At 78.1% G+C, this 1,024-nt stretch carries 1 protein-coding gene; it reads left to right on the top strand.

The annotated features are described in order from the left end of the window. A partial coding sequence (locus tag FOE67_RS26800; RefSeq protein WP_228474338.1) for a PP2C family protein-serine/threonine phosphatase occupies window positions 1-1,024 on the top strand: 1,024 nt, incomplete at both ends.

Below are 1,024 nucleotides of genomic sequence, written 5' to 3'. Positions count from 1 at the left end.
CCCCCACCGACGGCCGGCCTCCCGGACCCCCGCCTGCGGGACACCTCGCTGCCCGAACCCGGCTCCGTCCCCGTCCACTGCTCCGGTTGCGGCCGGGGGGTCCTGGACGCCCGGGGCCGCTGCGACGAGTGCGGCTGGTCCCGTCCCACCGACCGCGACCACGTGGAGCGGGCGGTGTGCGGGGTGGCCGGCGTCAGCGACCAGGGGCTGCGGCACCACCGCAACGAGGACGCCTTCCGCGTCTCCGCGACCGCCCTGCCCGACGGCACCCCGGTGGCCATCGCCGTGGTCTGCGACGGCGTTTCCTCCTCCTCCCGCCCGCACGAGGCGTCGGCGACGGCCGCCGGCGTCGCCGACGAGGTCCTGCTGGCGACCCTGCCCCGGGGCGTGCCGGGCCGGGAGGCGATGCACGGTGCCCTGTTGTCCGCCGCCCGGGCCGTGAACGAACTGGCGGAACGGGAGCCCGAGCCCATCGGCCGGAACGCCCCGGCCTGCACCATCGTCGGCGCCGTGTCGGTGGGCGGCGAGCTGACGGTGGGCTGGGTCGGCGACAGCCGCGCCTACTGGGTGCCGATGGACGGCCGGGGACGCCCCATCCGCCTCACCGAGGACGACTCCTGGGCCGCGCAGATGGTCCGGGCCGGCCTCCTCGGCGAGGAGGAGGCGATGGCCGACCGCCGGGCCCACGCCATCACCGCCTGGTTGGGCGCCGACAACCCGCGCGTGGAACCGCACACCGCGAGCTTCGCCCCCGACCGCCCCGGCGTGGTGGTGGTGTGCACCGACGGCCTGTGGAACTACGCGGACCCGGCCGACCGGATGGCGGCGGTGGTCCCCCCGCAGGCCCGGACGGCGCCGCTGACCGGCGCCCGCCAGTTGGTGCGCTACGCGCTGGACAGCGGCGGCCACGACAACGTCACGGTCGCGGTCATCCCGCTGCCGCTGGAGGCCCCGGCCCCGCCGCCACCCCCGGCGGCGGCGTCCCGACCGGTCGACCCCCCGGCCCCGACCGTCGAGCGCACCC

The organism is Streptomyces calidiresistens (assembly GCF_014141525.1).
GTDB classification, from domain to species: domain Bacteria; phylum Actinomycetota; class Actinomycetes; order Streptomycetales; family Streptomycetaceae; genus Streptomyces; species Streptomyces calidiresistens.
The sequence above is the reverse complement of the archived record's forward strand: the minus strand, read 5'-3'. Positions and strand labels throughout refer to the sequence as shown.